This is a genomic window from Streptomyces sp. NPDC059989 (genome assembly GCF_042736975.1).
Classification (GTDB): domain Bacteria; phylum Actinomycetota; class Actinomycetes; order Streptomycetales; family Streptomycetaceae; genus Streptomyces.
The window spans coordinates 218020-242633 of the sequence record NZ_JBHWUO010000007.1 but is presented as its reverse complement, the minus strand read 5'-3'; the positions used below and the strand labels follow the sequence as shown (position 1 = coordinate 242633).

Genomic DNA, 24614 nt, shown 5'->3' with positions numbered 1-24614 from the left:
ACAAACGCGACTACATCTTCAACGGCACCCTGGCCACAGCAGCCATCGTGATCTGGCTCCGCGATCTCATCAAAGAGCCATCAGACACTGCCTAGCCCCGGGGCCACCGTCGTGACTGCGATCCCGCGGCCGCCGAGCCCGACGGCGAGGGCGTGGGTCATGCCGATCAACGCCCCTTTGGACGCCACGTACGCGAGCATGTGCGCGCCCGGGGGACGCCGGAACGTGTTGGACACAATGAAGACCACCCTGCCGAAGCCCCTTCACGCATCCCCGGCACGAACGCCTGGGTGAGAAGCAGCGCCGACTCGACGTTCACCGCCTGACCTGACGCCAGAGATCGAGATCGAAGTCCTCGAACGGCCCGAAGGCGACCACGGCGGCCGAGTGGACCAGGACATCGCACCTGCCGTAGCGGTCCAGCACCAGCTGCGCGACCTGCGCACATCGGCCGGATCACCAGATCGACCGGGACATCGCCCGTGCGGTCAAGCACCACCACGGTGTGATTGACCGCAAGCCGCGCGGCGATCGCACCAGCGCCGCCGGTAACGACCGCGACCCGCCACCGCCGGCTCCCAACGGTCTCATTCGACGTCAACCAGGACATCAGCCATGGGACTGACGACCACTCCGCCGCAGGTCGACCCCATCGTTCCAACTCACCCCGAAGTCATGCCGATTGATACGTGCCGTGGCAGTGAACCCGGCGCGGCGCCTAGGCCCGAGGTCCCGGCCTTCCTCCCACCAAGGAGTATCCCACCCCCCAAGTAGATGACGTCGAAGGTTACGGGGCGCGTCACGCCACGTACCGTGAGACTCCGGCACCTCGAACTCGGTTCCGCTCACCTGATGAATGCGGGACCCGACGAACGTCCAGGTCGGGTGGTGCTCGACGTTGAAGAAATCAGCACTGCGGAGGTGGGCGTCGCGCTGGGGCTGACCTGTGTACACCTGGGTCGCGTCGACCGTCGCCTCGACGCGCGCCTTTTCCGGCTCGTCGGGATCGACCTCCAGAAGGCCGTGCACGTTCTTGAGCTGTCCCCGCACGTAGGTGACCACCATGTGCCTGGCGCGGAACTCCACCGCGGTATGACCGGGCTCGAAGAACCATTTGGTCATGGCCATGTGCGCCCCTGACTTGCCCCTTCAACCAGGACGGGCCCAATGGCGGTCACGGAGCGAGCGCGTACGGCAGCCATGGGGGCCGACGTGCTCGTGGTGCGTCACCGGTGTTCGTTCAGACCCTCGGCGATGATGGAGACGCCGATTCCCAGCATCCAGACGTCCTTGGCCAGCACGGTTCCCTGCTCGGTCGGGCGCAGGCTGCCTTCCTGCCGCATCCCCGGTGTACGCAGGTAGAGCCCGATCGTGCCGACGGAGAATGCGGTGAGCGCAACCCCGGCGACAGCTGCAGGGACGACCGGCAGGAGCAGTGTCGTGGCAATGGCGAGCTCCCCGGCGGAGAGCAGCTGTACGAACTTCTGGGCGTCGTGCTTGCCCAGAAACGGGTAGGTCGTGGCAGCGAACTGCTGCAGCCTCTCCGCGGTGGCCTCGTCCGCACCGAGTTTCGAGAGCCCGGAGTTCAGGAAGAACGCGCCGACCGTGAGTCTGAGCGGAAATTGCCGCGCTGCGGAACATCGTGCCCAACCGGGTGCCATGCCGATCCTCCCAACATTGGCCCCACATACCACCCTGCCATCCGTTCGAACCATGTCAAACGGAGCCGATGCTCCCCCACCCGCCGGCCCCAGAGCCCCGGACCAGGTCAGGGCAGGTGAAGCTGCCAGTCCGCCGGGACTTTGCCCCGCGGCCCCGGGGTCGGCCCTCACGGGGCGCCGCGGCCCCCGTGCTCTGCGCTGCGCTCCGGTTGGCGGGCCCACCGACCGGGGGTGACGATGTGAATATGAAGTTCCGTCGAAGGAGAGCGAGATGGGGCTCGACCAAGCGGTTGACAGCGCAACATTGACACCGAATATGTATGTCACCAACGCGGATGTCCGACAGAGCACCTGGCACGAGAGCGCATTCCTCGGCTCGCTGTTCGCGGAGTCCGTCCTGGATGACTCCCAGTTCCTCTACGGCAAAGCCCAGCGCACCACGTTCGCCGGCACCGTCCTGGACGGCAGCCGCCTCGTGGGCTGCTCGCTGCGCGACGTGGTCATCGAGAATTGCGACCTCAGAGGTCTGATCATCGACGGCGTGCGCATCGGGGACCTGATCGCACCGGGGGAAGGGGCTCACTGATGTCCACACCCACACCCATGATCTTCATCCACCCCGAGCTGCGTCCGGATCTCGCCAGTACCCACGACGTCGAACCGGTCGGCATCGAGGAGGCCATCCGCGCCGCGGTGGCCCGCGGGGAGCAGGACGGGGACAAGCAGGACGGCGTGGAACGCCGCTTCCTGGCCGGCCTCGACAATGCACAGGACCGCACCGGCAAGGAGCAGAGCGAAGGGACCGGCAAGGAGACCTCCGACACGGGCAAGGAAGCCTGCGACACCCAGGTCAGGGTGGTATACGGCTCCATGCCGCCCGTGCAGGCCTTCATCCGTCCGATCATGTAACCCGACGCTGATGATCCTGCTGCTGGGGGCCGACCCGGACGATCCCGCGGTGGACTCGTTCGACGGCTATCTGGCACGCCGGTCGATCGCGCATGCGGTCTGCCGCGACCCCGGCCGACTCGCGTTCGCTGTGCGCATGGAGGCCGACGGCCGGACGCGGGTCCGACTGCGTCTGCCCGGGCACGGCACGCTGCAAGGCGACGAGGTGGCGGTGTTCGTCCGGAACCCGTGGGCGCTCGTGCCGGCCGGCCGGGACGGCCCGGACGCCCGCTTCGCCGCCGACGAGTACCGCGCCGCACTGTGGTCCCTGTGCGCCTTCCTCCCGAACGTCGTCAACCGACCGGGCCCGCAGGCATGGCCCGACGACCCCGAGCTGCGGCGCCGTCTCGAACCGTCGACGGTGCTCCCGGAGTGCTGGACGACCGACTGCCGAAGGCTGCTCGACGGGTGGGCACGCCGCGCGTCACCCGAGCTCCACGTGGAGGACCTGCTGACCCACGAGCGGCGGGTCGTCACCGAAGCCGGCGCTCTCGGCCCCGGAAGCACCGGGGGCCCGGGGACCACCGCACATCTCCGCGCCTTGTTCGCACCGTCCAGTGCGTACGTCATCGAGTTGTGCGTGGGGCGCCGGTCCTTCACCGTCCTCAATGAGCCCTGCGTGGACGTGGGCGCCGAGCCGTACCGGAAGCTCGTAAGCGACCTCGCCGCTGCCCTGCACGGACAGGGCATCCGCTTCTTCGCCGTCGCCCTGGTCGCCGACGAACGGCACCGGCTCTCCGTGAGCCGCATCCTGCCCGTCCCGCCCTTCGCGTGGTACCGGGACATCTCCGACGCAGTGCACGAACAGCTCTGCGCCGAACTCGGCCACGGTCCAGAGGCGGAGACGGAGGACGTCCGATGACCGTTCTCATCATCGGTTCACCCCATGACCGCACGATCGTGCACACCGTCTACAGCGCACGGCACCAGGGCGTCCCCTGCCTCTTCTTCGACAGCGTGATGTTCATGCGCTCCGGCACGTACTGGTGGGATGCCCGGAGCCGATGCGGACGCTTGAGCACCGGAGCGCTGACCGTGGACCTGCCCGACGCCGGGATCACCGGGATCTACGCTCGGCTGATCGATGCCGTCGACAGTTTCGACGGTCCGGACCGCGCGCCCGCCGCAGCGCGCCTCAGGGCGCTCACGGAGGTCCTCGCGTCCGTGGACACGCTCGTCGTCAATCGCCCCGGCTCCGACATGAGCAATTGGGCGAAGGCGTACCACCTCGGTCTGCTCAGCCGGTGCGGCTTCCGGGTGCCGGCGTCGCTGCTCACCAACGACGAGGGGGAGGCGCATGCATTCCTGCGTGCGCTGCCGGAGGCCGTTTACAAGGGCGCCAGCGGTGAGAAGACGGTGGCTTCGGCCTTCGAGCCCGGCCAGGTCGCGGAGCTGGGGCTGCTGCCCCGCAGCCCGGTGCTGTTCCAGGAGCGCGTGCGCGGTGCGGATGTCCGTACCCACCTGGTCGGCACTGAGCACATATCCGAGCGGATCGAATGCGAGGGCGTCAACTACCAGTACTGCCAGGGCGTCAAGACGTTCGCCCCGGCCCGGGTGCCCGACGACATCGCCGAACACTGCCTGGCATACCGGGATTTGAGCGGTCTGGCGTTCGTCGGGTTCGACTTCATGGTGGGGGACGACGGCGTCTACACGGTCCTGGAAGCCAACCCGATGCCAGGCTACGACGGGTACGACCGGCGCCTGGGGCTGCGCATCTCCCACGCACTGCTCGACCTGTTGCAGGGTCGGGACGGCACTGAGGCCGCTGGCTGACGAGGCCCCCGGCTGGGCTGGGGCTTAGAAGTCATCCCATCTTTTTCGAGCCGAACTTGCCCCGGCCAACAGAATTCGGACCCGTCAAGTCCCCCTTTTCAGGGCCCCCATGTTGACGGAGTCGATCGCGCAGCGGCACCAGTCCAGGTCGCCGCGGGCGCCGAGCTCATCGAGGACCACGCGGTGGGGCTTGGCCCACACCCGGGCCTTGCTCCACTCGGAGAGCGGCCTGCTCGATCTTCGCGCGGTAGGCTGCACGGGCTTCCTCGTCGATCTGCTTCTCGTGTTCGGCGCGCAACCCGGTCCGGCCGTCGAGGCCCTCGCGCAGGATATCGGCGTGCCCGGCATGCCGGATGGACTCGCCGAGGACATGGACCATGACGGCGAACAGGTTCGTGTTGGGATGAGGCTCCGGCCACCACGGCACGTGGCCGGGGGCGTCGAGGGGAAGCTCGTTGATCGTCGCGTCCGAGTGTTCCCACGTGCGCCGGTAGAACCCGATGATCTGATCGCGGGTCTCGTCCTCGGTCGCCCACAGATCGCTGCCGTTGGAGTCCTGCCACCGGGACAGCGGTTCCGGGGAAGGGCGGTCGAAGACCTCGCCGAAGTACCTGGCCTCGACGGTGGCCACGTGTTTGACCAGGCCGAGGAGGTTGGTCCCGGTCACTGTCAAAGGCCGGCGGGCGTCGTATTCGGACAAGCCGTCGAGTTTCCAGAGCAGCGCCTCGCGGTCCCGCCGCAGTCTCCCGTGCAGGTTGTCTTTCGCGAATTCATCGATCATGGGGCATGAGCCTGCCATGGGCTGCTCGTGGTCTCAAGATCCCGTACGTGGTCCGCAACGACCGGCAGAGCCGAGGCCTGGCCATGGCCCCGCCGCCCTGACCTGCTACAAGAAGCTCGCGAAACTTGCCACGTGAGACAACCTCCAAGGAGCGCTTCGGGTGGAGAGTGGCTTCGATCGTGGGCTTTGAGCCCTGCTCCACCCGGTTCGCTGTACAGGGCCCGTCGTGGGCGTCCCGTCAGGCGGGAACCGGTTCGGACTCAGCGTACGGGCTGAGCATGGTGTCGAAGTAGCCCTCCGGGGCTCCCTCCAGGAAGGTCGACAGGTTTTCCAGGAAGGCCCGCAGCGGGGGTGTCGCGTTGTGGCGGTCGAGGTCTTCCTGGGAGCGCCAGACCTCGTACAGGAAGAAGCGGCCGTCCTCGTGCTCGTGGAGGTGGTACTGCAGGTTGCCGGGCTCTTGCCGGGTAGGTTCCACGAAGGAGGAGAGGATGCGCCGGACCTCGTCCGCGCGCTCCGGCCTGGGTCGCAGGAAACCGTAGAGGGCTATGGGGCGGTCTGTGTTCGTCATGGCCCTCACGCTAAGATCTCACACCAATGTGAGGTTCAAGAGGTTGTGAGGAGCACCACATGAAGATCGGCGAGCTCGCCGTCGAGACGGGCACCTCCGTCCGACTGCTGCGCTACTACGAGGAGCAGGGCCTCTTGGAGTCCTACCGCCTCGACAGCGGCCACCGCCGCTACGACGACAGCGCTCCCACCGTGGTCCGGCGTATTCGCGCGCTGCTGGATGCCGGCCTGCCGACCCGGGTCATCCACGACCTGCAGCCGTGCATTCGCCCGGACGGCACGGTCGCCGAATGCAAGCTGGAGACCCTCCAAGAACACCTCCAGGGTCTGGACGACCGGATCTCCGCTCTGTCGGAAACCCGCACCTCCCTTGCCGGGCTCATCTCCGCCACCCAGGCCCGCGAAGCGACAGTCGTGTAGGGAGGCCCACCACCGCTACCGCGCGTTCGCGGTGGCGGGTACAGCCTTTCGGCGCTGTCGCCCGTGCGGTCTGAGCACCGAGGATCTGTCCAACTCGCGTCCGTGAAGCCTCTTGAACGGCCCCGACGGACCGGCGGAGAGGCCGGCCTCCATGAAGCCTGTCCCCCATTCCTCTGCAAGCCGCGGGCGGACTTCCGCGAGGCCAACGCGTTTGAGAACGACGCCACATGGCATTCTCAGGCTGGAGCAGGGCCAGGTCGACCTCGTTTGGCCCAGCGGGCCACCACCCTCGCGCAAGCTGTCCAGGGCATGGGTGCTGGCGTGATCGCCGGGTGAGAGATGTGCGCTTGCCCGTATTCCGGGGATCAGTGCAGTTGTGCCGCCTGGGTGGTTGCCGATGGCTTGGTGGTTCCGTCGGCGGTCGGAGCGGGACGAGGAACCGGCCGAGCTGACGGTTGCGGCGGAGCTGGGTGACGATGCACGCGGTGGCCGGTGACGCGAACCGCGCGCAGGTGATCTGGAAGAAGGCCGCGGGGCAGGACGAGGCGTTCCCGATCACCGCGCTGGGCGTAGCCTTCCGGGGCTGCGGTGACCTGGAGCGGGCCATGCAGGTGTTCCTGCGCGCCGAGGAGCTGGGCGACGGGTACGCGATGGAATACCGGGCGCGGATCCTGGCCGGCTGGGGTCGGCACGAGGAGGCTGACGCGCTGCGAGCACGGGCGGCGACGGCCGAGCGGATGCTCTGAGGTAGAGCGCGACGAGCGGGTTCGTCTCCGAAGCCGGGCGGCTGCGGTTCGCCTGCCGTCACCTGGCCGCCGAGTTTCCCTGCCAGGCCGGTCCGGCTACAACAAGCGCCTGCGGGCGGCGAGCCACACGGATCGGCTGGTTCATCCGCACCCTGGCCCGGGACACCGGCCATGGCTCGACAACGTGTGGATCGTGGGCTCCTCCCCCGGTCGCATGCGCCCGCTCACGCCGCCGTCAACGCTCCGACCTCGCCGGCTGGGCCGCCTGCTCCTACCGCCTATCCCACTCCCGGTGCTTCTGGGGCCTGCGCCTGGTCTGCACACCCGGCGGCCTGCCCATCGCCTGGGTCCTGGCCAACCCCAAAACCGACGAACGCGAAGTCCTTGCGGGCATGCTCACCCAGCACCCCGACCTGCCGGCCGGCCGCTCAGGTCAGACCGTCATCGGAGACAAGGAGTACGTATCCGAACACCTCGACGCCTTCGTGGCCGAGCACGGCCTGACTCTGCTGCGTCCCGGCTACCCCAACCACAGAACTCGGCCGGGCGAGCATCTCCGGCAGCTCGACCTCGAACGGCACGGGGCCAGGACCCCTGCCGGGGTCCTGGCCCGCGTTGGACAACACATCCTCACGCTGACCTCGGCATCTGGCACAACCGGGTCAACGGAACACCCCTCCCCCCGTCGCTGATCGCCTACGACCACTGAGTAGGACTTCGGCCTTACCCGTCTTGCGGCGGATCGTTCGGAGCGTGGTCGGCGCCGCCGCGACGCAGGGCCAGCAGGATCAGCAGCAGGAAGGCGGCGAACGCGGCGCCTGTGCGGGCGTAGTTGAACGCCTCCCAGCGATCCAGGATCCTGGCGTGATCGAGGGGCGCCGAGGTTGCGGCCCACTCCTTGATCCGGCCGTTGATGGGAACGTTGCCGAGCCGGGTGATCAGGAAGGACGCCAGTGCCAGCAGCCCGGCTCCGCCGGCCAGTCGCCGCGGGGTGCCCCGGGTCATGACGGCCAGCGTCGCGGAGCTGAGTGCGGACAGCGCCATGGCGCCCTGCATGGTGATCCCGTTCATCTCCATCAGCCGGGCGTGGAAGGACAGCCTCATCTCGAGCGGTACCGCGTCGAACGTGGGGACGAGATTGGCCGCGCCGTAGCCGAACGCGCCCGCGAGGGCGCCGGTGGACAGCAGGGCAAGACCCATGACGAGTCGGATGCGCATGTGGAGTACCTCTGTGACTCGAGGACGTGGGCGACGAAGGGCGTGCCCAGTTCACCGTCGTGGCGGCGCGCTTCAGGTGGCGCTCGGCTGGATCATTTTCCGGCCCGTGGTGCTCCCGCCGTCCACGGTGATGGACGCACCGGTCATGTACGGGAAGTCGTCGGAGGCGAGCCCGAGCACGGCGCGCGCGATCTCCTCGGCTTCGGCCATCCGTTCGAGACCGTCGACGTTGAGCGGCCCCCACGCCTGCTTGTACCTCACCCAGTCCGCGTCCGGGATCCCCGGCGGGCGGACGAAGGGGGTGTCGGTGGTGCCGGGCAGCAGGGCGTTGATCCTGATCCCCTTGGTTCCGTACGCGAGCGCCGCGGACTTCACCAGGCCCTGCACCGCCCGCTTGCTCGCGGTGTACGCGGCGCTGTTCGGCCGGGCCTGTTCGGCTGCTGATGACGAGGTACAGATGATGACGCCGCGCTGCGCCCTGAGCATGTGCGGAACTTCGTACTTGATCGCGAGGAACACGCCCCGGGCGTTGGTGGCCTGGACGTCGTCCCACTCCTCGACGCTCATCTCGTGGGGCAGTTTGCCGCCGCCGATGCCCGCGTTGTTGAAGGCCACGTCGATGCCGCCGTAACGGCTTGCGAACCGGTCCACGAAGCCGCGCACCTGGGCGTCCACCCGGACGTCGGCCTCGAAGTAGGTGGCTTCGCCGCCCGCGTCCCGGATCTCCCGTTCCACCTGGCGCCCCAACTCGGCTCGTCGGCCGCAGAATCCGACGTGGGCTCCCTCTCGGGCGAACGCCTTCGCGGTCGCCCTGCCGATGCCGGATGTGGCACCCGTGATGAGTACCGACTTCCCCTGGAAACGGCCGCCTTCGGGGCGGGACCTCGACGGGGCACCGGCCGCCTGGGCGGTGGCGCCGAACGCCACGCTCCCCAGGCTCAGAGCGGCCGCACCACCGAGGAGGGACCGCCGCCCCACGGCTGCGGATCCCGCGTCTGCGTCGGCACTCGTGTCCGTGTTCACCTTGATATCCATGAGGATCATCCTCGCCGCCCGCCCCGGGTTACCGATTCCGTCCACCGGCCGGACATCGCGGCCGGTGGGAGGACGGGTCCTCCTCCCATGGCAGGACCCCCGGCGCACGGGCGTCCGCCTATCGTGGGGGCCATGAACCGATCTTGGATCGAGCTTGCGTTCGACAGAAGATTCGCCGGCATACGGATCCTGGCGCTCGCCGGCGTACTGGTCGGGTACTTCCTGCTGCTGCAGCAGCCGTCCGGGGCGCGGGACTGGGGCGTTGCCGCGGCCGGGGTCGTGCTGTGCCTGGTCGCGGGGAAGTGGGTGTTCGGCGCGCTCCTGGCGCAGTCGGTCCTGCTCATGGCCGCGCACGCGCTGGGCGCGAGCACCGCTTCGTCGGTGAAGGTGCTGGCCGCCGTCACCCTCTTCGAGCTGGCGGTACAGCGCTCCGGACGCCTCCTCGCCGCCGGGGCGACGGCACTGGCGCTCACCATCGCCGTGCACCGCTTCGAAGAGCTGCCCGGCGGTTTCCTGCCCGTGCTCTACAAGATGGGCATCGTCGCCGGCGTGCCGCTGCTCCTGGGCTCCTACGTACGCGTGACCCGCGACGCCGCACTGCACGCGCGGGAGCACGCGCAGCAGCAGGAGCTCCGAGCGGAGCAACGGCTCCTGGCCGGCCGTACGGCGGAGCGCACCGCCATCGCACGGGAGTTGCACGACCTCGTCGCCCATCACGTTTCCTCGATGGTGCTGCGCGTCGGTGTCGCCCGGCACGTCACCGCCGCCACCGGCACCAACGACCCGCGGATCACCGACGTCCTCGACGACCTGCATTCCAGTGCCGGTGCGGCACTGACCGATCTGCGGCGCCTGGTGGCCGTGCTGAGAGCCCCGGACCAGACCGGTCCGGAGACCGATTGCCTGGTCACGCCCGGGGCACTGCCGGCGGCATTGGAGTCGGTGGTGGAACACGTCCGTCAGGCCGGCCTGACCGTGACGCCCTCCGTGGACCCCCGTGTCGCGGGGCTCGACGCGGTACGTGGCCTCGCCGTCCTCCGCCTGGCTCAGGAGGGCCTGGCCAACGCGGCCAAGCACGGTGGGCCCGGCGCACACGCCGAGCTGACCGTGCGGGTGGCCGATGACGCCGTGCACGTGACGATCCAGGATGACGGGGCCGGAAGGGCCCGGACGGAGGAGCCGTACCCTTCCGGACACGGCTTGATCGGCATGCGCGAACGGGTGGACCTGCTCGGCGGCCGACTGGACGCGGGCCCCACGGCTGAGGGCTGGCGGCTCACCGCCGAACTTCCCGCCCTCGCATCCGACATGGAGCCCCAGCCGTGATCCGCGTCCTCGTCGTCGACGACCAGCAGCTCGTCCGTATGGGGCTGCGCATGCTCTTCGAGCAGGCGCAGGACATCGAGATCCTGGGCGAGGCGGACAACGGCGCGGAGGCGGTGCGACTGGCTGAACGCCTGACTCCCGACGTCGTCCTCATGGACTTGAGAATGCCCGGCATGGACGGCATCACGGCCACCCGTCGGATCCTGGCCGCACGCCCTGCCACCCGGGTCGTCGCCCTCACCACGTTCGACGACGACGACCATCTGTATCCGGTGCTCGCGGCCGGAGCCTGCGGTTTCCTCGTCAAGGACACCCCACCGGCCGAACTCCTGGAGGCCGTACGCCGGGCCGCCAACGGAGAGGCCCCTTTCAGCCGGGACGTCCTTGCCCGCCTCGTCGCCCGGGCTCTCCACACCCGTTCCTCCTCGAACACCCTTACGGACATGCCGGTGTCGGCCATCACCCCACGCGAGCGGGAGGTGCTCGGACTGCTCGGCGTTGGCCTGTCCAACAAGGAGATCGCCGACCGACTGCATCTCGGGGTCACCACGGTGAAGACGCACGTGGCCAGCCTGATGGCGAAGACGGGCCGGGACAACCGCATCCGCCTCGCGGTTCTCGCCGTCCTCACCGGTATCACGCCGAACTGACCCGCCCCCCCTGCCCGTGCCCCTGCCCCTGCTCCGAGCAGCCGCCGCGCCGATACGGGCGCAGCACTCGCCGGCCACATCCCGCCGGCGGTCCCGGCTCGGGCTCCGCGGATCCTGGGGGCACCGCCCGCAGCGAAAACGCGTCCGCGACCGTCACCGGCGGTGCGGGCGGCACAGCAGGCACCGGCGGCACCGGATTCCAGGCCGGGCCGGCCGGAGAGCCCGGCCAGGCCGGCGCCCAGACCGCCTGACACCGGATTGCGCTGCCTCACGCTGCCCAGGCTCCCACCAACACCGGGAGCCTGGCCACACCTCCCCATGGCCCAGGCGCCCTCGACATCGACATCGACACCCGTCAGGCTGAGACCCGACCAAAGTTCGATGGCACACACTCAGCCTTCGCTGGCACGGGACATCTCAGCGCAGGTGGCGTAGCTCGCGCAGTCCGTAGTCCGTAGTCCAGTGGCGGCCATCCCCTCTTCCGCCGGTGTGGCCCCCGGCCAAGATGCAGGCGTGCCTTAGAGCCAGGGATCGAGGGCGTGCTTGCCCCGCGTCTGCCCCGCCTCAAGCAGCGCCAGCACCTCTGCCCCCTCCGCCAGCGAATGCATCTGCGGCGCACCAGGCGCGTACACGCCCGCAACGATCAGCGCACGCAGCTCGGCAATGAGGTCCTGGAAGATCTCCGGCTCTGCCTCCGCCAACGCGAAGATGTGCAGGCCCTTGATCTGGACCCGGTGGGCAAACAGCAGATCCGCCGTCGACAGCGTGGCGTGGCCGGAGGCGGCGCCGAAGACGACGATGCTGCCGGTCACGGGCTTCGCCACCGCCAGGCTGGTGGGGAACGTCGCCTGCCCCACCGATTCCAGAACGATGTCGACCCCGCCCGTCAGCCGCAGGATCTCCTCCACCAGGTCAGGGCGCCGGGAGTCCAACACCTCATCGGCGCCGAGCTCCTTGACGACGGCGTGCTTCTCCGGCGAGGCCGTGGCGATGACCCGCGCACCGTAGTGGCGGGCGAGTTGTACGGCGGCCTGACCGACGCCTCCGGCCGCCGCGTAGACGAGGACGGCGTCCCCGGCCTTGATGTCGCCGAGCGGCTTGAGGGCGGCCAGGGCGGTCGCCCAGTTCAGGACGAAGCCGAGAGAAGCGGCATCACTCCATCCCACAGGGGTCGGGAGGACTCCGGCGGCGGGCATGACCATGTACTGGGCGAAGGCGCCGTAGCCGATTCCGACGACATGCGTCCCGACCGGGAGGGGGTCTTCGACGTCGGTTCCGACGGCGACGATCTCGCCTGCGGCCTCGAACCCGGCGACGTAAGGGGCTTCGGGTCCGCCTTCGTAGATGCCCTTGGCCTGCATGACATCGGCAAAGTTGATGCCGGCGGCGCCAACGCGGATGAGGTACTCGCCGGCTTCGGCGACGGGGTGCATGGCGTCGGAGATGAGCCGGAGATCCTTCGGGCCCTGGTGGGACTGCTGGATGAGCGCGCGCTGCTGCTTGTTGAACGACATGCGGGCACCGTAGAACCTTCACACTTACGTCAGGCGCAAGCGCCGGGTCGCCAGCAGGTAGGCATCGAGTGCGGCATGTTGGTCCTGGAGAACGGCTATGCGCGCCGCCAGGCGGTCTCGATGGCCTTCGACTTCGGCGAGGAACTGGTCACACACCGGCTCGGGTTCATCCGTCAGCCGGGGCAACACCTCCCGTATCAGCCGTATGGGCAGCCCGGACTCCACGAGTTCGCGGATGACGACAACGCGGTCGATGGTGGTCTGGCTGTAGGTCCGGAACCCGTTGGAACACCGTTCCGGAACGATCAGGCCCTCTTCCTCGTAGTGGCGGAGGGACCGCGCACTGACGCCGCTGACTCGGGCCGCTTCACTGATCTGCATGTCTGGTGGCAACGTCCCGGCGCACCGTGATCTTCCCGCGCCGCGATCGGGGCATCTTGGTTTCGGTGGCCTGCGTGCGCGGAGCGCTTCATGAGCACCTGCATGTCCGTGACGACCGTGCCGCGCAGGGGGCCGGTCGCCGTGTCGCGGCGGCGGGCGTAGTCCTGGCACTGCGCGCAGTCGGGGTGGGCGGTGAGGATGGACGGGGGAAACAGCTTGATGGCCTCACTGTGGGCACGGGTGTGGTCGGTGGTTCTGCCATGGTGCGCCCCTTCACGGGTCGGGCCGGTGCCTCTACCTTCGGCCCATCGAAAGGCCCTGGGCAGGGGCATTCAGGTGTCCCGTCTCAGCGATCCTTGACCGATCTCATCGATCCTTGACCGCCCGACCGGGGTCGTTCGGGCATCTACGAGCGGAGCATCCGTAGTGCGTCAGCCAACATAACGGCGCCATCGGAGTGCTGCCCCCTTCCCCGTCTGATCTCGCGACCCGCGCGAACGGCGCGGGAACAGCAGCACACTTCGCCGCATCCGCTAGGGCGTCCGGGATCCGTATCCAGCCGGCGGCCAGACGGGGTCGCCGCCCCATGTGTCCTCAGCGGTCAGGGTGAGGAGCAGCCGCCCGTCCACCACGGCTGCGGCCACGTCCTCGTCGTCGACGGCGGCCTCGGCGAAATCAGCGGGTGCGACGCGGTCGAGCAGGAAGACGAAGTGGAGGGCGAAGGGTGAGCCGTACGAGTGGGGCTCACCGTCGGCGTCGACCATGAAGTTGGCCCGCCAAGCGCCCGCACACAGGGTCCACACGAGATCACCGAGGAACTCCGCGCCCATCAATGGGTCCGCACCGTCGATCACCACCGCGACGTCTTGCTTGCCGTGCCCGGGCCCGTGCCAGTCGCCGAGGCAGTCCACCATGGCATCCCAGTTGTGCTGCTCATGCGGCATGCTCGCACCCCGTCCGTCCGGGGCGCATCCGGGATTACGCCCGCGGCCTGAGCGGTTACGGCGAAGTCGGGAAGGGCAATCCTGGCGTCGTTGCCCGCGCCGTATCCAGATGGAGCTGATGGACCGCCTGTGCCGCGTCGTGGGCCGCCCGTCACGCGTCTGTGCCAGCGGTCCCCGCGATGGCCGGACCGACATCGGTCGGAAGGTGGGCCACGGCCAGGGCGACAGCTTCATCGGCCGTGTTGGCTTCCCCGAGGATGCGGTGATGGGGGCTCTCGAGGACGAGGTAGGGCCGGCCCGGAGACGACGGGGCTATGGCGACCTCCACTCGGAAGGGGAATCCTGTGCAGGAGCTGAACCCGAGCGTCCAGTGGCTGGAGAACACATAGAGCTGTCGCAGCCTCGGTTCGGCATGAGTTGCTTCCACAAGTTCGCCGAACTCAGGGAAATCCGGCGCCTCTGATGCCTGCTCCCGCATCTTCCGCCACTGCAGCTCCACCACTGCCGCTGGTCCGCGTTCGTGAGCCTCGGCACGCTCACTGGAGTGCAGAAACGGCAGCCCGGCCCTCAACTCTCGCAGGCTTACGCCCTGCCCCCACGCCACTCCAGCCCTGACGACATCCGCCAGGTCCGGCGTGGCTCCGTCAATGAGCTCGATCCCCTCGCCCCAGCCCGACACAAGAAAGGAACGGCTGGTTGCTCCGATGTAGACGGACAGTGGCTTGCGCCCTGAAGCTGCCGAGGCGATGCCCGCCGTAACAGGGGACCCGCCTTCGTGGGGAACCACCGTGACATCGACACCAAGAGCGGCCGCCAACTGTTCCAGCGCTGCGGCCAGGCTGCCCGCAGCAGCCAGGTCAGGATAGAGATCAGAATTCATCACCGTAGTCTGCCTCTCAACGACACCAAGAGAACAGCGATCACTGCGGTTACTGTGACCGTTCGCCGAACGACCCGTTCCGCGACCTCCAGGCCCTCACCTTGCACTGGCCCGAGCAGTAGAGAGCATTCGAGCGGCGGTCCACACCGGCCACCCATCGCTGCCCGCAGACGCCTCACTCGACCTTGCCCGCGCCGTCCTTCACGGCTGACAACCGTGCCCGCAGACGTTGCTGCCGACACCATGGCCTGGAGCGACATGCCCCCCCACCGACGTCACCGCGTTCCTCGCGAGCAACAACCCCGTGAGATCAAGTCAGCATGTTTACGCTCTGCGAGCCCGTACGCGGTGATGACGGCAGTGGCGTGGTCGTGGGTTTGCACGATGCCTGTGGGCTCGGCTCAGCCTTGTTCCTGCCCGCTGACGGCGGCTTCGTACGCGAGCAGAGTATTGACGAACAGTTGCCGCTGATCCGGCGTCAGGGGGCCCAGTGCCTTGCGCCACGCAGCCGCACCCGGGGCGAGCCAGGCAGTGATCGCGGGTTGCTGGTCGTCCGCGATGCCGATGATCCGACGGCGCCGGTCCGCCTCGTCCTCGCGCCGTTCCAGGATTCCCTTCCGGCTCAGGTCGCCTACCAGCAGGCTCACCGTCGTCGGCGCGACCTGCAGTCGGGCCGCCAGCTCGTTCACGGTCATCGGCCCGTCGAAGAGCAGGTAGGAAAGCAGGGAGAGGTGGCGCGGCGCCAGCGCCAGGGACTGCAGCACCTCGGGCACGGGGATCTTCTTGGCCCGGCCCACCATCCGGGGCATGAGCAGCAGCAGGGCCCTCACGGCGTCATCGACTCCGTTGTCGCCGTCCTCTGCGGCGTCGTGCGTCTTGGGCCTTGACATCGCACACCCCTCCACACTTATCTTTGTCATCAAAGGTATTTGGCTTGCCAAGCGAGCTCCAGCGTACGTACCGACGTGAACGGAGTTGCCACCATGCCCCACTTCAGCGTGCACATCCGCGAAGAAGCCCTCGACGGGACGGTAGAACCGAAGCTGATCAGCGCCCTGACCGACGCGGTCGGTGCCGTCTACGGCGAGGAGTTCAGCCGCCTCGTCGGGGTGGACCTGATCGGCATCCCGCAGCACCGCCGGGGCATCGGCGGCAAACCGACCGACCTCGACGCACCTCTTGTCACCCTCAGCATGCGCGAGGCCGCGTATCACCTGCCCCAGGTCACGGACGCTCCCGCACGCTTGGTCGCCACCACCACCGACGCACTGGCCGGCGTGCTCGGCGAGGCCGTCCGCAAGCAGGTCATCGTGACCATCGTCGGCGTCCCCGACGGCCGCACCGGAGTCGCCGGCACGGTCGCCTGACACGAGGCGCGCAGGCCGGGGCGATGCGCCTCCGGCCTGCGCCCGCGCCGACCTCGAAAGGCCCAACCAGCGAAAAACAGCCGGCGGCGCATCCGTGGGCGCGTGGTCGGAGGGGTCCTCGGGCGAACACGTACGTAGGTGAGCGATCCGCTGCCGTTCAGGTGCGGGTTCCGGCTTGGCCTGGGAGGAGATCCGCGAGCTCCTCGACGTCCACGAGGGCGGCGTCCTGCGAGACCAGACGAAAGGTTCCGGAAGGCCCAGATGCCCGGCATCAAGCCGGAGGCCGGGGTACGGGCCGCTGGAGGCCCGCAACAAGGTCAACGTGCAGAAGGTGATCACCGCGTGGCCGGACATGGCGCCCTGCCCCGGAGCCGGCCGTCGTCCTCGACATGCCGGGCAAGGTCGTCGACTCCCTGCGTGGCGCCGAGCTGAAGCCCGCCGAGCGCGCCGCGCTCGCCCAGGGCTACACCCTCGCGTCACCGCCGTCCCCGCGATCCACCGGCGACTCCTCGACCTCTGCCGGCCCCTCGACGGCACCGCGGCGGTCCCGGCCCAGCGCAAGGCCCGCCGCGAGTACGCGAACCTCGTCAACGCCCACGAAGCCCCGGCCTGACCAGGACCAGCTGCTTAGCCGGCCGTGCACTGGTGGGCTCGCGTATTCAACTGTCGCCAGTCCTGGACGAGGCGGGGGTGACAGCGACTGTGTGTAGCAGTCGGCGCCGCTTGCGGGTCATGGCTCCCGCCACTGCGCCGCGAATGCGCGGGCCGGGTTCTCGGTGAAGATCACGGATGCGATGTCGCGGCCCAGTTCGTTCTCGATCCGCGGACGCAGGCCGCTCAGCAGGAACGGCATGCCTGGGCCGTCCGCAGTGGATCTGGCCGTCGATGTGACCGTGTCACCCCCGAGCAGGACCTGGTGGACGTGACCGGCGTCGGCGAGGGCGGCAAGGGAGTCCAGCAAACGCCAGTCGGTGCCATGGTGCACGCGGGATGGGCCATCGAATGCCAGGAAGGCGCCGGCCTCGGCGACCTGCCGGTGGATTCTGATGTCCGGGAATCGATGCAGGTGCCCGAGGATCACACGGCGTGGTTCGACCCCGTGTGATCCGCACAGCAGCTCGATCACGTCCAGGGCGGCGGTTCCAGCCTCCAGGTGGACGCCGATGGGCGCGTCGGTGGCGTGGTGCGCCTCGGCGGCGGCAGCCATGACGTGCCGGGCGTGGTCGTCCAGGCGGTGATAGGACCCGGCGACCTTGATCAGCCCGGCCTTCACGGGGCCGCTGGTCAGCTCCTCGACGAACAGCTCGGCCAGCCCGTCGCGAACACCTTCCAGCTCGTCTTGGCCATAGTGCTTTGCCTGGTGCAATCCGGTGGCGGAGATGATGTGGACGCCGGACCGCCGTGACAGGGCGGGGAGTTCCTCGGCTCGTGGCCCCATTCCCCAGGGTGTCCACTGCACGACCGCGCCTCCGCCGTGCGCGGCGAAGGCGTTCAGTTCGGCAAGTGCGGCTTCGGCGTCGTCCAGTTCCTGGCCCGGCAGCAGGGGCGAACCGATGAACAGGTGGTCGTGGGCGTCGCACGTGCCCAACTCTTCGGGCGGGATGTCCCCGAGCACGGTCCGGATCGCCGGGCTCATCCCGCACTCTCCTGCTCGGCGTTGGCCAGTGCGGCTGCCGCAACACGTAGTCCGGCCAGCGCCTTGGGCACGCCGATGTAGGGAGCCAGGTGGACGAAGACCTCGACGATCTGTTCGCGGGTCATTCCGATCCGTAGCCCGGTCTTGATGTGGCCGGTCAGCTGCGGGTCCACGCCGCCGAGTGCGGTGAGGGCGGCCAGGTTGACCAACTGCCGGTCGCGCAACGACAACCCTTCGCGCAGGTAGGTGCCGCCGAACAGGGTGGTGATGATCCAGTCGGCGTATCCGGGGGCGATCTGCTCCAGTCCCGGCAGGGTCGCCTGCTGGGTGGCCTCGTCTTGGAGAAGGTTCAGCATCCGGTATCCCTCATCGCGATCCAGGCGGGTCTGTGTCAGTTGCTCCGAGAGTGCGGGGTTCGTCGCCATGGTCGTGTCCTCCATCGAACTTCGTAACGGTTCAAGCGTTACGATGACGTGAGCAAGAGTAACGGCTGAAGCGTTACACTGTCGGCGTGGCCAAAGAAGACAAGTTCGCCTTCCGTTTCGATTGCGGTGCCATCTGGTTGAACCTGCTCGCCACCAAGGGCCGCTCGTTCAGCGCGGAGCCGGTGGAGCGGCTCGCCACGCCTGCCCGGCTCGCTGAATGGCTGGAGCATTGCGAGCTGTCCCCGGCTCGGCCACCGGACCATGGCGCCCTGGAACAGGCGCGGCAGCTGCGGGAGACCCTGCGCGTCCTGGCGTTGGCAACCGTCCATGAGCAGCCGCCGCCCGCAGGCGCCGTGGCGGACTTGGCCGGGTTCCTGTCCCAACATGACGACCCGATCCGGCTGACAGCGGACGACCGACTGCGACGCGAACCACCCACGACGACCATGGATGCCCTGGCCCGCATCTCCCGTCAGGCGGTGGACCAGCTGAGCAGCTCGGACCGACGTGCCTTGAAGAGCTGCCCGGAACACGACTGCCGGGGCGTCTTCATCGATCCGCCTGGGCGTCGACGTTGGTGCCCGTCCCCGTCGTGTGCGAGCCGGGGCAGGGTCCGCGCGCTGCGTGCCCGCCGCAGCGCCGCCGCTCCTGATGCGAACGGCGACAACGCGATCGCCCCAAGCGCTTGAACTGCCTGCTGGGGGTCCCCTACTGGTGAGCTCGCGTATTCAACTGTCGCCAGTTCTCTGCCGCGGTGGGCCTGCTGGTGACCGTACGTGGCTCTGGAGGCGTGCCAGGGGCTCCTCCGCGATCTTGGGAGGAGCCTTCGCTGATCGGGCGTGGCCACTCAGGGCGTGGCTCACGAGCCGGCGTGACCTCTCGCAGGCTTGGCTGCTAGGACGATCATGAGCGCTCGTCGCATGACCGCTGTCCTGGGCAGGCACTTTCGCCGCGACCACCCTGCTTGCGGTGGCGGTACCGGCCTCTGCCCATGCCGCGCCTGCCCTGACTCGGGCTCCGCACTACCAGGTGGACGTCGTCAACCACTGCAGGGCCCGGAGAAGAACCGGGTGCGCATCGCCGACCGCCGCGGTGCACACCGACCGCGTCGCGATGCGCACCACGGCCGGCGATGCACTCGCGCCGCACCGTGGTGTGCTCAGCGGCCAGTGGCCAGGCCGTGGTGCGGTCCAGAGATTGCTCTCATCGAGGCGACCCTTCACTCCTGATCGCTGCTGTGTTCAGGAGCCTTCGATCGGCCCGGCGCGATCCCATCCAGGCGCCCGCACGTCGATCGTGAGACCTCCCGACTCGACCTCCTCGCCGCAGGTCCGGCACGTCGACGTCAGATCGAGGTCGTGCTCGGAGCCGGGTCCGCCGCGATGTCGGAAGGATACCGGCGGAGTGTCCACCGCCCAGCGATCGCCCCAGGCCAGCAGTGCGTGCATCACCGGTGCGAGATCGCGGCCTGCCTCTGTGAGGTGGTATTCGAAGCGCAATGGGCGCTCGCTGTAGGCGCGGCGCTCGACCACGCCCGCCTCTTCCAGTGCGCGCAGTCTGGCGGCGAGGCGGTCGCGGGGGGCGCCGGTGTTGCGGACGATCCGGTCGAAGCGCTGGTTGCCGTAGAAGATCTCGCGGATCGCCAGGAGGGCCCAGCGTTCGCCGACGAGTTGCAGCGCGGCGGCCGCGGAGCACGGCCGACCGGGCACTTCGGGGTGCGGAACCGCGTTCTCGCCCTGCTTCGCATTCGAGGTCACGTCCCCATCCTCCTCCGAGTCCGTTGTGTTTTCAAACCCAGGGGGCTAGCCTCCGGTCCATGGCAGTTGGAATTTCAAACCCACAGAGGGTGTCCCGAGCCGTGTTCGCGACGGTCACGGCCGCGGTCTTCATGTCGAACCTCGACCTCTTCATCGTCAATGTGGCCCTCCCGGAAATCGGCCGCTCGTTCGGCGGCAGCGGCCTCGGCGCCCTCTCCTGGGTCCTCAACGGCTACGCGATCGTCTTCGCGGCGCTCCTCGTAGTCGCCGGCCGCGTCGCCGACCGCTCCGGCCACAAGCCGGTCTTCCTGACCGGATTGGCGGTGTTCACCCTCGCCTCGGTCGGCTGCGCACTCGCTCCGAACGTCGGAACGCTGGTCGCGGCACGGCTCGTGCAGGCCGCCGGCGCAGCGCTGCTGATGCCGACGTCGCTCGCCCTGCTGCTCGACACGACGGCGCCCGAGAAGCGCGCCGGAGCGGTACGGGCCTGGGCGTCGATCGGCGGAATCGCCGCCGGACTCGGGCCGGTGGCCGGCGGGCTGCTGGTCGAGGCCGGATGGCATTGGGTGTTCATCGTCAACGTGCCAGTCGGGATCGCGGCGTTCGCGCTCGGTGTCAAGGTACTGCCGTCGCCCGCACGCGCCGGGGCGGAGAAGAGTCCGCTGCCCGACCTGTTCGGCGCCGCCCTTCTCACCGGATCGATCGCAACGCTCGCGCTCGGCCTGGTCAAGGCTCCTGACTGGGGTTGGACGAGCGCCGCCACCCTCAGCGTCCTGGCTGCCGCGGTGCTGCTCGGCGCCTGGTTCGTGCTGCGCTCGGCCCGCCACCCCGTGCCGATCGTCGAGCTGCCGCTGCTCCGGGTTCCGGCATTCGCATCCGCCGCGGCCGCCCTGACACTGTTCACCGTCGCGTTCGCCGGAATGCTGCTCGGCGCAGTGCTGTGGTGCCAGGGCGTGTGGGGCTACTCGGCTCTGCGCACCGGCCTCGCCATCGCGCCGGGCCCCCTGCTGGTGCCGCCGGTCGCCTTGCGGATCGGGCCCGCCGTCGCCAGATTCGGTGCGGGCCGCATCGCGCTGGCGGGAACCGTCCTGTTCGCGGCCGGCATCCTGTGGTGGGCCGCAACGCTCGACACCGGCTCGGACTACGCGGCCTCGCTCCTGCCCGGCATGATGCTGACCGGCCTCGGTGTCGGCATGACGCTCCCGGTCCTGACCGGGGCGTCGGCGGCCGCCCTGCCGCCGGCCCGCTTCGCCACCGGCTCGGCCATCACCTCGATGGGCCGCCAGATCGGCGCGGTCCTCGGCGTCGCGATCCTGGTCGGCATCCTCGGCACCCCGACCCCCGGCCACGCTGTCGCCGCGTTCCGGCACGGCTGGTACGCCGTCGCCGCTGCGTCCCTGCTCGCCGCCTGCGCGACGGTCCCGCTCGTCCGCACGCCGCGACCGGCCGCCATCAAGGCGGCCGACGTCGCAGAGGCCTCCAAGAGGTGCTGACAAAGACGTTGGACGTGTCGGTGGGTGATGAGGCAGGTGGCGAGGCTGAGGAATGCCTCGTGGATGTCGTCGCGTCGTTCCCATCGGATGAGGAGTCGGCGGAGGCCGTGGAGCCAGGCGATGGTCCGCTCGACGACACAGCGTTGGACTCCGAGTTGAGCGCGAGCGAGAGACGGTGGACCTGTCCCTCCTCGCTGTGCCCGCCCTATGCACCGCGTGCCGCGGGCGGGCCGCCCGCGAAAGTTCAACCGAAATAGGACGCTGGGCCGGGCCGGGTACACCGCAGGGGGTAGGCCGGCTACCCCCGTGGTGGGCCCGAAGATCAACCCGGGGTGGGTCGAGGAGGCTCCGCCGCCCGGGCTACATTTCCCGCCGTCCCGTGCTACGTGGACCAGACGACGGAGGAACGATGAAGCTCACGACGAAGGCCGCCCTGACCCTTGCCGCGGTCCCGGCCGCACTGCTGCTGGTCGCGGGACCGGCCTCTGCCGGCTCCGGTTTCGATGTCACCGGCACCGGCGGTGACATCGGAGGCGCCTGGGCGCACGGATACTACGGGAAGGCGGCCGACGGCCGGGTCCACCTGAGCGGCGAGCTCAAGGACACGGCGGGCGACGGCAAGGGCGCGGCGCTCAAGATCCACGCGGTGTACTCGGACGGCGGCATCCGCGACATAGAGGTCCGGAACACCCGCGGCAACCAGGCGGTCGTGGGCATCGGCGAGTACACCTTTGCGGGGAACGTGCGTCGTATCGAGCTCAAAGAATGCCTCTTGTACCGCGGAGGCGACGGCAACATCTACGTGGGCACCTGCGCCGCGGGCGCGGAAGTCCTGTACTTCTGACGCTCGTCCGAACTGTACGGTCTGTCTTGTGCTGTGACCGGAAAGGTTCACGGTGTCACGGCGCCCGGCACGGCACCTCGCCGCGTTGTCGGACCGCCCAAGTACGTCCAGTACAAGCCGTACCCCTCCCCCTTGCGATGCACCGCACCGAACACTGCGACCCGGCAAACCTTTCCGGCCGCAGCACTGGTCTTCTGGGTCGGGAATTCTGTTCGGATAGCCGGCGAGGCGTGCGTCACCGTCTGGGAGGTGACAGCCCGGTGTACGGCCGGCGCCGCCTCGCCGGCCGTACACCGGAACTCGGCTGTGCCGGGCCCGGGGTCACGCTGGAGGTCCTTGGTCGTGTCCGTCCCGGGTACCGCGGGTAGCGGGGGCTGGCCCCACCCCCGACCGGCCGGACAGCCGGATGGCCCGGTTGATCCCGTGTCGGCGACGGTGGGGCGGTACCCAGCAAGTCGCCTACAGAGAAGGCAAGATCGTGCGCATCGTCACGGCCACCGCCGTCGCCCTGGCCCTCGTCGGCGCAGCCGCGCCGGCCGCCACCGCCCACCAGTCGGCCACCGACGGAATCTGGCGCACCGACGGCTACGGCACCGTGCTGTCCATCCGGAACGGAACCCTCCAGGAATACCAGACCAGCGCCGTCAGCTGTATCACGGGCGACACCGCGCAGCGGACCGGCCCCGGCGCCTACACCACGCCCGAAGGCACCGTCCTCACCGTGCGCACCCGCGGGGACCGCGACCGCGCTTCCGTACGGCAGGACGGCGACGTCGGCGAACGGAACCTGCGCCGGATGACGGAACTGCCCGACGCCTGCAGGCGTTCCGCCCCCGGGGGTCCGCTCGCCTCCTTCGACGTCTTCTGGCAGTCCTTCGAGGAGAACTACCCCTTCTTCGCCGCCAAGGGCATCGACTGGCACGCCGTACGCGACCGGTACCGGCCCACGGTCCACGAAGGGACGACCCCGGCCGAACTCTTCGCCGTCTTCGGCAAGATGGTGGAGCCGCTCCACGACGCCCACGTCGCCGTCTGGGACGTCGACGGCGACAGCGACGGCGACCCCGACCGGTCCTTCGCACAGGTCCGCCCCGGCACGGTCCAACCCGACGGGAAGCTCGACGCCAAGGTCAAGAAGTTCGTCGTGGAGCGCGACCTCAAGGACGCCCGGAACCTCCAGGACTTCGCCGCCGGGCGGATCACCTACGCCGACCTCCCCGGCGGGCAGGGCTACCTGCGGATCTCCGGCTTCGGCGGCTACACGGGCGGCAAGGCCTCCTACGCCGCCGAGCTGGCCGAGCTCGACAAGGCGCTGGACACGGTCCTCAGCCAGGAGCGCACCCGGCACCTGAAGGGCCTGGTCATCGACCTGCGGATCAACGGCGGCGGCTCCGACGCCATGGGGCTCCACATCGCCGGGCGGCTGACCGACACCCCCTACCTCGCCTACTCCAAGCGGGCCCGCAACGATCCCGCGGACCCCACCCGGCACACGCGCCCCCAGCCCCTGTACGTCACGCCCGCCCAGGGCCCCCGCTACACCGGGCCGGTCGCCGTGCTGACCGGCGGCTCGACCGTCAGCGCGGGAGAGACCTTCACCCAGGCCCTCCTGGACCGGCCCGGCCGGACCGTGCGGATCGGGCAGCCCACGCAGGGCGTCTTCTCGGACGTCATGGTGCGCAAGCTCCCCAACGGCATGTCGGTCCGGCTGCCGAACGAGGAGCTGCTGACCCGGTCGGGCAGGACCTTCGACGGCGCGGGCATCCCGCCGCACCTCACCGAGCCGGTCTTCACCACGGAGGAGTTCGACCAGAACAAGGACTCGGCCTTCGACCGGGCCGTGAAGGTCCTGCGGGACCAGGGTCTGTCGTCAAAGTGATCTTGCGTTGTGGATCACGGTGTCGTGATACGTCGCCGTGAACTCGTCGATCGGCGGGACCTTTGCCGCTGAACTTGGGCGGGGTCGAACCGAGTTGATTGCCGGCATGGTCCCGGTGGGTGCGCCGGGGCACTGGCTGTCAGCGGAGAGCCGGGGATGGCGCAGGCTGACCGCGCCCTGCCGTAACCGGGCCGGGGTGGTCGAGCGGGACAGGCAGGGCCTGTGGGCGGGACGGCGACTCCCTCCGGTTCGGGTGAAAGCGGAGAACCCGACGCGCTTGTCGGAGCGCACTCTATCCATCACCTGTGACATGTGAAATATTACCTGCGCTCCATCCCACTCCCCCGCCCCAACTCAGCGAAAGGC

General features: G+C 69.1%; 29 protein-coding genes and 2 pseudogenes. 13 read left to right on the top strand and 18 right to left on the bottom strand.

All coding sequences use genetic code 11. The features are described 5' to 3' along the window. Nucleotides 1–80: 80 nt before the first annotated feature. The 3 genes from ACFWBN_RS09445 to ACFWBN_RS09435 all read right to left on the bottom strand — a co-directional run bounded on the left by ACFWBN_RS09445 (nt 81) and on the right by ACFWBN_RS09435 (nt 1661). Nucleotides 81–200 (bottom strand): SDR family NAD(P)-dependent oxidoreductase, encoded by a 120-nt coding sequence (locus ACFWBN_RS09445; RefSeq protein WP_385173105.1) that lies wholly within the window; start codon nt 198–200, stop codon nt 81–83. Between the two features lie 409 nt (nt 201–609). Further along, nucleotides 610–1128 (bottom strand): YceI family protein, encoded by a 519-nt coding sequence (locus ACFWBN_RS09440; RefSeq protein ID WP_385173077.1) that lies wholly within the window; start codon nt 1126–1128, stop codon nt 610–612. Nucleotides 1129–1226: 98 nt separating this feature from the next. After that, nucleotides 1227–1661 carry a hypothetical protein gene (locus ACFWBN_RS09435; protein WP_385173074.1) on the bottom strand — a complete coding sequence of 145 codons (435 nt, stop codon included), beginning with the start codon at nt 1659–1661 and terminating at the stop codon, nt 1227–1229. 271 nt (nt 1662–1932) lie between these two features. Between ACFWBN_RS09435 and ACFWBN_RS09430 the strand changes: the two genes are divergently transcribed. Genes ACFWBN_RS09430 through ACFWBN_RS09415 form a run of 4 tightly spaced genes read left to right on the top strand, consistent with a single transcriptional unit; the run spans nt 1933 to nt 4385 of the window. After that, the gene (locus ACFWBN_RS09430) at nt 1933–2247 is read left to right on the top strand and encodes a pentapeptide repeat-containing protein (RefSeq protein ID WP_385173070.1); all 315 of its coding nucleotides are present in this window, start codon (nt 1933–1935) and stop codon (nt 2245–2247) included. Beyond that, nucleotides 2247–2570 carry a hypothetical protein gene (locus ACFWBN_RS09425; protein ID WP_385173067.1) on the top strand — a complete coding sequence of 108 codons (324 nt, stop codon included), beginning with the start codon at nt 2247–2249 and terminating at the stop codon, nt 2568–2570. Before ACFWBN_RS09430 ends, ACFWBN_RS09425 begins: the two co-directional genes overlap by 1 nt. A 10-nt stretch (nt 2571–2580) precedes the next feature. Beyond that, nucleotides 2581–3471, top strand: coding sequence for a hypothetical protein (locus tag ACFWBN_RS09420; protein WP_385173064.1), 891 nt, complete (start codon nt 2581–2583; stop codon nt 3469–3471). After that, a complete protein-coding gene (locus ACFWBN_RS09415) occupies nt 3468–4385 on the top strand; it encodes a hypothetical protein (RefSeq protein ID WP_385173062.1) in 918 nt (305 codons plus the stop codon). Before ACFWBN_RS09420 ends, ACFWBN_RS09415 begins: the two co-directional genes overlap by 4 nt. A gap of 43 nt (nt 4386–4428) precedes the next feature. Here ACFWBN_RS09415 and ACFWBN_RS09410 read toward each other — a convergent pair. From ACFWBN_RS09410 to ACFWBN_RS09400, 3 genes and pseudogenes are all read right to left on the bottom strand, one after another. Then, nucleotides 4429–4616, bottom strand: a pseudogene (locus ACFWBN_RS09410) (IS5/IS1182 family transposase); the annotation flags it as partial. Next, nucleotides 4552–5166: a DinB family protein gene (locus ACFWBN_RS09405; protein ID WP_385173059.1), complete on the bottom strand. Its 615-nt coding sequence runs from the start codon at nt 5164–5166 to the stop codon at nt 4552–4554. The pseudogene ACFWBN_RS09410 and the gene ACFWBN_RS09405, both read right to left, overlap by 65 nt. Before the next feature lie 238 nt (nt 5167–5404). Next, a complete protein-coding gene (locus ACFWBN_RS09400) occupies nt 5405–5734 on the bottom strand; it encodes a putative quinol monooxygenase (protein WP_385173056.1) in 330 nt (109 codons plus the stop codon). Nucleotides 5735–5793: 59 nt separating this feature from the next. Between ACFWBN_RS09400 and ACFWBN_RS09395 the strand changes: the two genes are divergently transcribed. Then, nucleotides 5794–6153 carry a MerR family transcriptional regulator gene (locus ACFWBN_RS09395; RefSeq protein ID WP_385173054.1) on the top strand — a complete coding sequence of 120 codons (360 nt, stop codon included), beginning with the start codon at nt 5794–5796 and terminating at the stop codon, nt 6151–6153. Nucleotides 6154–6623: 470 nt separating this feature from the next. Continuing rightward, nucleotides 6624–6899, top strand: coding sequence for a hypothetical protein (locus ACFWBN_RS09390; protein ID WP_385173051.1), 276 nt, complete (start codon nt 6624–6626; stop codon nt 6897–6899). Between the two features lie 428 nt (nt 6900–7327). Here the strand turns inward: ACFWBN_RS09390 and ACFWBN_RS09385 are convergent, their stop codons facing one another. From ACFWBN_RS09385 to ACFWBN_RS09375, 3 genes are all read right to left on the bottom strand, one after another. Beyond that, nucleotides 7328–7480, bottom strand: a complete 153-nt coding sequence (locus ACFWBN_RS09385; protein ID WP_385173049.1) for a hypothetical protein — start codon at nt 7478–7480, stop codon at nt 7328–7330. A gap of 142 nt (nt 7481–7622) precedes the next feature. Then, nucleotides 7623–8117, bottom strand: coding sequence for an anthrone oxygenase family protein (locus ACFWBN_RS09380; protein ID WP_385173046.1), 495 nt, complete (start codon nt 8115–8117; stop codon nt 7623–7625). Between the two features lie 72 nt (nt 8118–8189). Then, nucleotides 8190–9152 (bottom strand): SDR family NAD(P)-dependent oxidoreductase, encoded by a 963-nt coding sequence (locus ACFWBN_RS09375; protein WP_385173043.1) that lies wholly within the window; start codon nt 9150–9152, stop codon nt 8190–8192. A 132-nt stretch (nt 9153–9284) separates the two neighbouring features. Here ACFWBN_RS09375 and ACFWBN_RS09370 point away from each other — a divergent pair, with 132 nt between their 5' ends. Together ACFWBN_RS09370 and ACFWBN_RS09365 are read left to right on the top strand one after the other, a co-directional pair. Further along, nucleotides 9285–10478, top strand: a complete 1194-nt coding sequence (locus ACFWBN_RS09370) for a sensor histidine kinase (protein ID WP_385173041.1) — start codon at nt 9285–9287, stop codon at nt 10476–10478. Then, nucleotides 10475–11128 (top strand): response regulator, encoded by a 654-nt coding sequence (locus tag ACFWBN_RS09365; RefSeq protein ID WP_385173038.1) that lies wholly within the window; start codon nt 10475–10477, stop codon nt 11126–11128. Before ACFWBN_RS09370 ends, ACFWBN_RS09365 begins: the two co-directional genes overlap by 4 nt. A 518-nt stretch (nt 11129–11646) precedes the next feature. Here ACFWBN_RS09365 and ACFWBN_RS09360 read toward each other — a convergent pair. From ACFWBN_RS09360 to ACFWBN_RS09340, 5 genes are all read right to left on the bottom strand, one after another. Then, nucleotides 11647–12642: a zinc-binding dehydrogenase gene (locus ACFWBN_RS09360; RefSeq protein WP_385173035.1), complete on the bottom strand. Its 996-nt coding sequence runs from the start codon at nt 12640–12642 to the stop codon at nt 11647–11649. Nucleotides 12643–12666: 24 nt separating this feature from the next. Then, nucleotides 12667–13023, bottom strand: coding sequence for a MerR family transcriptional regulator (locus ACFWBN_RS09355; protein ID WP_385173032.1), 357 nt, complete (start codon nt 13021–13023; stop codon nt 12667–12669). A gap of 533 nt (nt 13024–13556) precedes the next feature. After that, nucleotides 13557–13967 (bottom strand): hypothetical protein, encoded by a 411-nt coding sequence (locus tag ACFWBN_RS09350; protein ID WP_385173030.1) that lies wholly within the window; start codon nt 13965–13967, stop codon nt 13557–13559. Nucleotides 13968–14118: 151 nt separating this feature from the next. Beyond that, nucleotides 14119–14847, bottom strand: coding sequence for a DUF6193 family natural product biosynthesis protein (locus ACFWBN_RS09345; protein ID WP_385173027.1), 729 nt, complete (start codon nt 14845–14847; stop codon nt 14119–14121). A gap of 401 nt (nt 14848–15248) precedes the next feature. Beyond that, nucleotides 15249–15737 (bottom strand): MarR family transcriptional regulator, encoded by a 489-nt coding sequence (locus tag ACFWBN_RS09340; RefSeq protein WP_385173024.1) that lies wholly within the window; start codon nt 15735–15737, stop codon nt 15249–15251. 93 nt (nt 15738–15830) lie between these two features. Between ACFWBN_RS09340 and ACFWBN_RS09335 the strand changes: the two genes are divergently transcribed. Continuing rightward, nucleotides 15831–16214, top strand: a complete 384-nt coding sequence (locus ACFWBN_RS09335) for a hypothetical protein (protein WP_385173022.1) — start codon at nt 15831–15833, stop codon at nt 16212–16214. 730 nt (nt 16215–16944) lie between these two features. Here the strand turns inward: ACFWBN_RS09335 and ACFWBN_RS09330 are convergent. Further along, the gene (locus ACFWBN_RS09330; protein ID WP_385173019.1) at nt 16945–17850 is read right to left on the bottom strand and encodes a phosphotriesterase; all 906 of its coding nucleotides are present in this window, start codon (nt 17848–17850) and stop codon (nt 16945–16947) included. Continuing rightward, nucleotides 17847–18206, bottom strand: coding sequence for a carboxymuconolactone decarboxylase family protein (locus ACFWBN_RS09325; RefSeq protein WP_385173016.1), 360 nt, complete (start codon nt 18204–18206; stop codon nt 17847–17849). The genes ACFWBN_RS09330 and ACFWBN_RS09325 overlap by 4 nt, the downstream gene beginning before the upstream one ends. Before the next feature lie 155 nt (nt 18207–18361). Between ACFWBN_RS09325 and ACFWBN_RS09320 the strand changes: the two genes are divergently transcribed. Further along, entirely contained in the window at nt 18362–18964 is a 603-nt protein-coding gene (locus ACFWBN_RS09320; RefSeq protein WP_385173014.1) for a CGNR zinc finger domain-containing protein, read from the top strand. Nucleotides 18965–19516: 552 nt separating this feature from the next. On the opposite strand, the gene ACFWBN_RS09315 is transcribed toward ACFWBN_RS09320, so the two are convergent. Continuing rightward, nucleotides 19517–20032, bottom strand: coding sequence for a winged helix-turn-helix transcriptional regulator (locus ACFWBN_RS09315; RefSeq protein ID WP_385173011.1), 516 nt, complete (start codon nt 20030–20032; stop codon nt 19517–19519). Nucleotides 20033–20133: 101 nt separating this feature from the next. On the opposite strand from ACFWBN_RS09315, the gene ACFWBN_RS09310 reads away from it, so the two are divergent. After that, on the top strand, nt 20134–21525 hold the full coding sequence (locus tag ACFWBN_RS09310; RefSeq protein ID WP_385173008.1) for an MFS transporter: 1392 nt from the start codon (nt 20134–20136) through the stop codon (nt 21523–21525). Nucleotides 21526–21551: 26 nt separating this feature from the next. Here ACFWBN_RS09310 and ACFWBN_RS09305 read toward each other — a convergent pair. Then, nucleotides 21552–21680 (bottom strand): annotated as a pseudogene (locus ACFWBN_RS09305) (transposase); the annotation flags it as partial. A 254-nt stretch (nt 21681–21934) separates the two neighbouring features. On the opposite strand from ACFWBN_RS09305, the gene ACFWBN_RS09300 reads away from it, so the two are divergent. Beyond that, nucleotides 21935–22369 (top strand): hypothetical protein, encoded by a 435-nt coding sequence (locus tag ACFWBN_RS09300; RefSeq protein WP_385173005.1) that lies wholly within the window; start codon nt 21935–21937, stop codon nt 22367–22369. 478 nt (nt 22370–22847) lie between these two features. Next, nucleotides 22848–24248 carry a S41 family peptidase gene (locus ACFWBN_RS09295; RefSeq protein ID WP_385173002.1) on the top strand — a complete coding sequence of 467 codons (1401 nt, stop codon included), beginning with the start codon at nt 22848–22850 and terminating at the stop codon, nt 24246–24248. Nucleotides 24249–24614: the final 366 nt, after the last annotated feature.

What these genes read in the sequence shown, in the direction of transcription:
- ACFWBN_RS09445 (WP_385173105.1), bottom strand. Translation starts at nt 200, where the DNA reads ATGCTCGCGTACGTGGCGTCCAAAGGGGCGTTGATCGGCATGACCCAC.
- ACFWBN_RS09440 (WP_385173077.1), bottom strand. Translation starts at nt 1,128, where the DNA reads ATGGCCATGACCAAATGGTTCTTCGAGCCCGGTCATACCGCGGTGGAG.
- ACFWBN_RS09435 (WP_385173074.1), bottom strand. Translation starts at nt 1,661, where the DNA reads ATGGCACCCGGTTGGGCACGATGTTCCGCAGCGCGGCAATTTCCGCTC.
- ACFWBN_RS09430 (WP_385173070.1), top strand. Translation starts at nt 1,933, where the DNA reads ATGGGGCTCGACCAAGCGGTTGACAGCGCAACATTGACACCGAATATG.
- ACFWBN_RS09425 (WP_385173067.1), top strand. Translation starts at nt 2,247, where the DNA reads ATGTCCACACCCACACCCATGATCTTCATCCACCCCGAGCTGCGTCCG.
- ACFWBN_RS09420 (WP_385173064.1), top strand. Translation starts at nt 2,581, where the DNA reads ATGATCCTGCTGCTGGGGGCCGACCCGGACGATCCCGCGGTGGACTCG.
- ACFWBN_RS09415 (WP_385173062.1), top strand. Translation starts at nt 3,468, where the DNA reads ATGACCGTTCTCATCATCGGTTCACCCCATGACCGCACGATCGTGCAC.
- ACFWBN_RS09405 (WP_385173059.1), bottom strand. Translation starts at nt 5,166, where the DNA reads ATGATCGATGAATTCGCGAAAGACAACCTGCACGGGAGACTGCGGCGG.
- ACFWBN_RS09400 (WP_385173056.1), bottom strand. Translation starts at nt 5,734, where the DNA reads ATGACGAACACAGACCGCCCCATAGCCCTCTACGGTTTCCTGCGACCC.
- ACFWBN_RS09395 (WP_385173054.1), top strand. Translation starts at nt 5,794, where the DNA reads ATGAAGATCGGCGAGCTCGCCGTCGAGACGGGCACCTCCGTCCGACTG.
- ACFWBN_RS09380 (WP_385173046.1), bottom strand. Translation starts at nt 8,117, where the DNA reads ATGCGCATCCGACTCGTCATGGGTCTTGCCCTGCTGTCCACCGGCGCC.
- ACFWBN_RS09375 (WP_385173043.1), bottom strand. Translation starts at nt 9,152, where the DNA reads ATGGATATCAAGGTGAACACGGACACGAGTGCCGACGCAGACGCGGGA.
- ACFWBN_RS09370 (WP_385173041.1), top strand. Translation starts at nt 9,285, where the DNA reads ATGAACCGATCTTGGATCGAGCTTGCGTTCGACAGAAGATTCGCCGGC.
- ACFWBN_RS09360 (WP_385173035.1), bottom strand. Translation starts at nt 12,642, where the DNA reads ATGTCGTTCAACAAGCAGCAGCGCGCGCTCATCCAGCAGTCCCACCAG.
- ACFWBN_RS09355 (WP_385173032.1), bottom strand. Translation starts at nt 13,023, where the DNA reads ATGCAGATCAGTGAAGCGGCCCGAGTCAGCGGCGTCAGTGCGCGGTCC.
- ACFWBN_RS09350 (WP_385173030.1), bottom strand. Translation starts at nt 13,967, where the DNA reads ATGCCGCATGAGCAGCACAACTGGGATGCCATGGTGGACTGCCTCGGC.
- ACFWBN_RS09345 (WP_385173027.1), bottom strand. Translation starts at nt 14,847, where the DNA reads ATGAATTCTGATCTCTATCCTGACCTGGCTGCTGCGGGCAGCCTGGCC.
- ACFWBN_RS09340 (WP_385173024.1), bottom strand. Translation starts at nt 15,737, where the DNA reads ATGTCAAGGCCCAAGACGCACGACGCCGCAGAGGACGGCGACAACGGA.
- ACFWBN_RS09335 (WP_385173022.1), top strand. Translation starts at nt 15,831, where the DNA reads ATGCCCCACTTCAGCGTGCACATCCGCGAAGAAGCCCTCGACGGGACG.
- ACFWBN_RS09330 (WP_385173019.1), bottom strand. Translation starts at nt 17,850, where the DNA reads ATGAGCCCGGCGATCCGGACCGTGCTCGGGGACATCCCGCCCGAAGAG.
- ACFWBN_RS09325 (WP_385173016.1), bottom strand. Translation starts at nt 18,206, where the DNA reads ATGCTGAACCTTCTCCAAGACGAGGCCACCCAGCAGGCGACCCTGCCG.
- ACFWBN_RS09300 (WP_385173005.1), top strand. Translation starts at nt 21,935, where the DNA reads ATGAAGCTCACGACGAAGGCCGCCCTGACCCTTGCCGCGGTCCCGGCC.